The 6189-nt window shown below is 48.9% G+C and carries 7 protein-coding genes; 3 read left to right on the plus strand and 4 right to left on the minus strand.

All coding sequences use genetic code 11. The features are described from left to right. From Q0238_RS06030 to Q0238_RS06040, 3 genes are all read left to right on the plus strand, one after another. The coding region (locus Q0238_RS06030; protein WP_297943962.1) for a fumarate hydratase C-terminal domain-containing protein at positions 1-304 on the plus strand (304 nt) is incomplete at its 5' end. 379 nt (positions 305-683) lie between these two features. Further along, positions 684-1064, plus strand: coding sequence for a hypothetical protein (locus tag Q0238_RS06035; protein WP_297943964.1), 381 nt, complete (start codon positions 684-686; stop codon positions 1062-1064). Between the two features lie 32 nt (positions 1065-1096). Next, a complete protein-coding gene (locus tag Q0238_RS06040) occupies positions 1097-1711 on the plus strand; it encodes a DUF3137 domain-containing protein (protein ID WP_297943967.1) in 615 nt (204 codons plus the stop codon). 49 nt (positions 1712-1760) lie between these two features. Here Q0238_RS06040 and Q0238_RS06045 read toward each other — a convergent pair whose 3' ends face one another. The 4 genes from Q0238_RS06045 to Q0238_RS06060 form a co-directional block, all read right to left on the minus strand. Continuing rightward, a complete protein-coding gene (locus tag Q0238_RS06045) occupies positions 1761-1946 on the minus strand; it encodes a hypothetical protein (RefSeq protein WP_297943970.1) in 186 nt (61 codons plus the stop codon). Positions 1947-2083: 137 nt separating this feature from the next. Further along, complete coding sequence (locus Q0238_RS06050; protein ID WP_297943973.1) at positions 2084-3079, minus strand: hypothetical protein; 996 nt, start codon at positions 3077-3079, stop codon at positions 2084-2086. A 184-nt stretch (positions 3080-3263) separates the two neighbouring features. Continuing rightward, positions 3264-4799: a hypothetical protein gene (locus Q0238_RS06055; RefSeq protein ID WP_297943976.1), complete on the minus strand. Its 1536-nt coding sequence runs from the start codon at positions 4797-4799 to the stop codon at positions 3264-3266. 32 nt (positions 4800-4831) lie between these two features. Then, a complete protein-coding gene (locus Q0238_RS06060; RefSeq protein WP_297943979.1) occupies positions 4832-5551 on the minus strand; it encodes a TerC family protein in 720 nt (239 codons plus the stop codon). Positions 5552-6189 lie beyond the last annotated feature (638 nt).

Below are 6189 nucleotides of genomic sequence, written 5' to 3' on the forward strand. Positions count from 1 at the left end.
GGACAAATACACTCCGACGATGATAAACGAAGTGGGCATAAACGGCATGATCGGCAAGGGCTACCGCAGCGACGCCGTCGTCGAGGCGATGAAAAAATCAGGTTGCGTCTATATGGTCGCTATCGGGGGCGCCGGCGCGTTAATCAGCCAAAGTATCAAAAAGTACGAAGTGCTAGCCTATCCAGAGCTAGGACCTGAGGCGGTCGCGAGACTTACGGTCGAGGATTTCCCTGCTATCGTAGCGATCGATAGCGAGGGCAACAACTTCTACGAAGTAGGTCAGGCGCCTTATAGAAAAATTTAAATTTTGCTAGCGGCGTCCGCGCGGCGCTTTTTGCGGCGCGAGCGCCCGTAAATTTATCGGCGTTCGCTCGGGCGTCCCAAATTTCGCAGCATAATTTGCGGCGTTTGTTTCGCGAAATTTTACGGCTCGGCGCAGTGAAATTTTATAGCGAATTTAAAGCGCGCCCGTAAAATTTTATCTCTCTTACGGCACGGAATTTTTAAAATTTCGTGCCGCTTAAATTTATACCGAAATTCTGCCTTCGCTCCATTTAGACGATCCGCTGCTAAAATTTAACCGTAAATTTACGCAAGTCTAAATTTTAAAATTTCGTCGCCGTTTGTAAGCGAATTTAAAGCTCGCAAGCGCCATAATCGGATTTAAATTTTAGGAGGGGCGATTGAGCGCGAGCGAGCTGGAGCAGATCAGACTGGGGCTTTTGTATAAGGCGAAAAGAAATACGATCTTCGCAGCGGCGTGCATGCTCGGCTACGGCGCGTTTTCGGTATGTAAACTGCGCGACGGAGGAAGCATAGAGGATTTGGCGTTTTTTATTGGATTATTCGCAGTTGTTATTATCATGGTCATTTTGTTCGATCAAACCCCCATAAAAGCTACGATAATCCAAGCCGCGGGTCTTTTTATAATATGCCTATTTTTAGTTGATTTACAAAATCGCCCCACGACTTCCAAATATATCTTACTCGCGATTATAATTTTAATCTTGGCTGCTTCTGGCTTATTTGTATTATTTAGAATCTTTAAACGAGATTATTGGTAAAATTTCGGCGCGCTTTTAAAGAGCACTATCTAATGCCCTATTTTAAGGCATTCGGCTACCGATATGAAATTTCAGGTGATATCGATCCTGCTAAACTCAAGCTCTCCGGGCTCTTTTTTCGACTAGACAGATACTTATACGGCAACGACAGGATCTCGGGCGTTTATGACGGCGTGAGGTTTGCATTTTGCGATGTGAAATTGTTTAATAGAATTTTGGAAAGTGAAATCCTCGGCACCTTTTTCTACGCGGAATTTAACAAACGCATAAGCTCCAAAACCCTGATTTTTCCCGCTTGCGCCGGCGCGCCGAACACTCTCGGGCTAAAGAGGATCGATATGGACGATGCGGAGTTTAATGCCGCCTTCGCCGTGTATTGCGAGGACGCGGCGGGCGCGATGTATATTATAACGCCCGTCTTTATGCGTAGGCTCTTGCGCTTCGCAGGCGCCGTGGCCGCGCCCGTTAGCCTTAGCTTCGCAGATAGCAAAATTTATATTTTCGTAAATACGGGGCGCAACAATTTCGAGCCCGACATCGGCGAAAGCGTGCTGCGCCGCGACCCTGCCGCGCAGCTCAAGCGCGAGCTTTCGCACTTTTTAGCGATCGTAAAAAACCTAAAACTAAACGAAAGAATTTGGAGCTAGCGGGCGGCTCGCCGCAGCTTTGCGTGTCACAGCCTCGCGCACTATAGCTTCACGCTCCGTGCTGCGACCTCGCACGCCGTAAAATTTGAAATTTTAAAATTCCGCTTTTTGATTTTGCACTTTGGAATTTTACGTGCCCTAAAATCCCGCGCGTTTTGAAATTTAAAATTTTAATCCACGCCGAGGAATTCTGCACCGCAAAATTTAAAATTATGAAATTAAAATTCCGTGCCATTAAATTCTACACTTTAAAATTTTAAAATTCCGCAGCCGAAATCTTATATGCCTAAAATTTGAAATTTCGCCGCGCCTTTAAATTTACAACCCAAAAGCCTTAAAATTTAGCGCACCCGCCAAGCATCGCGGTACCCATCAAAGCCCCTGCGCGCTAGAGGGCGCGACTAACTCCTCTATAATTTTACCGGGCTCGCAATGAATTATTTTACTCTCTATCGTAAATTTTTCGCCGTCAAATTTAAAGTATTGATATTCATCGACAAGCTCGCCGTCCGGGTATTTATCGCTATATTTTACCTTAAGAGCGCCCAACGTGCCGTTTTCAAAGGTCAAAAACGTCCTTTTAGCGTATTTGCTCTTTATCTCGTCACTGCCGTCTAAGTATGAGAAAAAATCATATCCTATGCCGAAGCGAGCGGAGTCGTGCGGCGCCAAAGAGCTCATCTTAGAGCAGTCGCAATCTGCGCCGCATGAGCGGACGTAATGAAATATATCAGCCATTTTTATACCCGTTTCGCTTGCTTCTACCGCCTTAAGCTTATCGCTTGCGAGTTTGCTAGAGCCTTTTGATACTCCGTAAACTAGATATAGATTTTCTTTAACTTTAAAAATTTTTATCACTCGCTCGCCACCCCATGCGGTATCAAGCGCCCATTCGCCGTAGTCGCAATCCCGCCTGCCGCCAAGGACGCATTCTTGCAGCTGCTGCGCACCCTTGTCCGCAAAATCCATAATGAAATTTCGCCCGTCGCTTGCGTATTGATATGCTACGTAGTTCGCGCCCATCGTGCCGCCGGTGCTGATATCTACTGAATATGCCCGAAACTTGCCGTCCTGCGAGATCGCCATATTCGGCGCGAACCTCAAGGATTTTAAAATTTGCGGAGCGCTCTCACCCGCGCTTTGCAAAAACTCCATAAACGCAGCCCTTAACCTAACGATGCTCTCGCAAGGCGTACCATCGGGGCGATGGCCGGCTTCGTCAATCTCCTGAAGCGCCGTGCTTAAATTCGCGATTAAAATTTCTAGACTTTGGTCTTTTTGAGCGCTGTTTGCGCCTCCCGCCAAAGCGGGTGCCGCCTCGGCGAACGCGAAATTTAATAAGCATAAAAACGAGATAAAAATTTTCAAAACGGCTTCCTTTAAATTTTCGCTAGATTATAGCGCAAATTTACGCCGCGCGAGATTTGGATTTAGAATTTGCGCCCTCAATTTAAAATCCAAATCCGCTCGCTGTGGAATTCTGCGAAATTGAGAAATTTGAAATTCCTTGAAGTTGCAAAATTCCGCAAGGCTGCCGTTTGAAATTCGCCTTTCAAAGCATAAGGCTAAGCAGCAGCAAAAATCCGATGAAGCTTAGGGCGTTGCCGAAGGAGCCGCCGATGTGATCGCCGAGCCACGTCAGCACGAGTGCGCCGCCTAGACGCAGACCTATTTGTAGCGCCATGTTCGCGATAAAATCCGCTACGCGCCGAAGCCCGCTGCGCGTATCGCCGAGCTTCATGCCGCGGCTTTGATTCCAAAGCCCACTAACGCGGTAGTCTTTGTAGCGAGCGCGGAGAATATCGCCGTTTTGCAGCTCGAAGCTCTGCGAGGCGTCCTTTGCCTTGACGGATACCGCGACTTCGGCGGAGCGGGCGGAATTTATAGAATTTGCTGCGTTAGTAGAATTTGCAGAGCTTGTGGAATTCGCTGATTTTGTAAAATTCTTAACGCTCATAGAATTTACGGAATTTTCTGCGTCTAAATTCTTAAATTTAATGCAATTTTCGCCGTCCGCAAGCTCCGCTAAATTTTGATCTGCGCGTAGCGCGTCAGAGACGATCTGCCGCTTGCTATCGCCCGATAAATATAGCCCGTCCAGCGCGAAGCCATAATAATAAATGTCGCCGCTTTGCAGCACGCGCACGCCGCTAGCGTAGCCCTCCGCTTCGCCGCTTCGCTTGGGCTCTTTGGAGTGCGGAAGCGCTGCGAATATGCGCCCAAACTTTGCGGCGCGCCAGTCCTTTCGCATAAACTTAAAGCTGCAATACGCAAAAGGCGCGAGGACGGGTAGGGCTATAGCTACCGCAGGATCGCTCTTTTCAAAGATAAAGATTATGCAGTAGATGCTCATCGCGGCTAGCGCTACGCCGAAGGCTGCGAATATCGCGGCGAGTGCCGTGCTGCCGGCGTCCCTCCAGCGCTGCGCGCCCAGGCTTAGATTAACGAAATCTAGCGGAGATGCAGCGGGGTTCGCAGCAGAATTTGTAGCAGGGCTTGACAAAGCGTTATGCTCCTCGTGGGTAGAATTTAAAGAGAGGGAGCCGCTTAAATCTTTGCAATTCAAACTCGAAGTATAAAGTTCCGTATTAGCGTTCGCCTGCTCGTTAAAGTCTTCGCGGATCAGGCTCAAAGCGGCGGAATTTATACCGCTGCGATCTTTGTCCGATAAATCAGATGCTGTAGAATTTTGGCGCGCACTTGCCGCCGTATCGCTATATGCGTCGCGGTTTAAATTTGCGGCGGTGGAATTTCCGTTACTTGAAACTTCGCAGTTAGGGCGCTCTGCGGAATTTTCACCGCTTAAACCTACGCCGCTTAAAGCCTCGCGATCGGAATTTAAGCCCCTCAAAGCCTCCCCGCCGGAATTTGAGCTTGAAGCCTCATATATCACCGCCAGCTCGTCGCCCTCGCGTATCGGAAGATAAAGTCCGTCGCGCTTTAAGTCCAAATTCCCCGCAAAGCGCAAGCCCTCCAGCGTAAAGCTAAATTTCGCCGTGTCTGCAGCTGCAGGCTCAAGCTTCAAATCCATAGCCGTGCCGCGAGCAAGCTTGATACGTCGCGGCGAAAGAAATTTAGCAAATCCCATGCGCGCCTTTCAGATCTAGCAAAATCCTGCGATCATTTCGCGGCGGATTTTTTGCGGATCTGGATATTGATGAGCTCAACAAGTAGCGAAAACGCCATCGAGAAGTAGATGTAGCCCTTAGGTATGTGAAAGCCCAGCCCGTCGGCGATCAGCGAGACGCCCACTAGGATCAAAAACGCAAGTGCTAAAATTTTGATCGTCGGGTTTGCGTCCACGAAGCGCGCGATCGCGCCGCTAGCGAGCATCATCACGCCCACGGCGATGATGACTGCGAGGATCATCACGGGCAGGTGCTGCGCCATGCCCACGGCGGTGATGACGCTGTCAAGCGAAAAGATGATGTCCAAAACGGCGATCTGCACGAGCGTGCCGCCGAAGCTTGCCTTGCCGCCGCTAGCGCTATGCTCGTGCGCCTCGCCGGTGGCGCTGGAGTGGATCTCGAGCGTGGATTTGACGAGTAGAAATAATCCGCCGCCGATCAGCACGAGATCGCGTCCGCTAAAATCGCGCGCAAGCACGCTAAATAGCGGCTTGGTTAGCCCCATGATCCAGCTTAGGCTTAGAAGCAGCAAAATGCGCGTGATCATCGCAAGCGCAAGCCCGATTATACGGGCGCGCCCGCGCTGCGCCTCGGGCAGGCGGCCGCACAAAATCGCGATAAAGATGATATTGTCGATACCAAGCACGATCTCAAGCCCCGTGAGCGTCGCCAGGCTGATCCATGCCTCGGGTGAGGCGATCCATTCAAACATCGGTTTCCTTTGGGTGAAAATTTAAGCCGTGATGATAGCGAAAGTTTGGTTAAAATTTCTAAATTTTGCGACCTTTGCGCGCGAAACAGCGCGCGGAATTCCGCGCTTGATTTCGCACTAAATTTAAAGTCTCGAATTTTAAAATTTTGAGTTTTGATACAGCGCAAATATGGGCTAAATTTAGCATATATCGGAATTTTAAATTTATTTAGTGCGGCGCGGGACGATATTCATGCTGCGCAAAATTTCATTTTCTAAACTGCCGCGGAGTGAATGCACGGATAGATTTACGAGCTAAATTTTAAATTTACGGCGTAGCGAATGTTTGCTTTATCAAAATTCGTTTTGAAATCCGCGTGCAGCTAAAGCCGCACAGGCGGCATACTTCGATCGAGGTTGGCGGATAAAGGAGCGGCAAATTTTAAAATTTAAAGATAGGTGCTACGACAAGTAAATTTTGATGACGGGCGCTGCAATGCGGGCAGGCTAAATTTTGGCGCTAAATATACACAGAGGGTGCGAGGTCGAAATTTAAGCGAGCGCGTCCTAAACAGCGCGAAATAAATCGCGGCGAAAGAAATTTCGTTAATCAAACAGCGAGGGTTGCAGCGATTTGATCTTGTAGCTTGCGCGGTGAA

It is taken from the genome of uncultured Campylobacter sp., assembly GCF_938045775.1.
Classification (GTDB): domain Bacteria; phylum Campylobacterota; class Campylobacteria; order Campylobacterales; family Campylobacteraceae; genus Campylobacter_B.

Coding starts and splice junctions, on each gene's coding strand:
- Q0238_RS06060 (WP_297943979.1), bottom strand. CDS start 5,551: ATGTTTGAATGGATCGCCTCACCCGAGGCATGGATCAGCCTGGCGACG.
- Q0238_RS06045 (WP_297943970.1), bottom strand. CDS start 1,946: ATGGCACGGAATTTTAATTTCATAATTTTAAATTTTGCGGTGCAGAAT.
- Q0238_RS06040 (WP_297943967.1), top strand. CDS start 1,097: ATGCCCTATTTTAAGGCATTCGGCTACCGATATGAAATTTCAGGTGAT.
- Q0238_RS06055 (WP_297943976.1), bottom strand. CDS start 4,799: ATGGGATTTGCTAAATTTCTTTCGCCGCGACGTATCAAGCTTGCTCGC.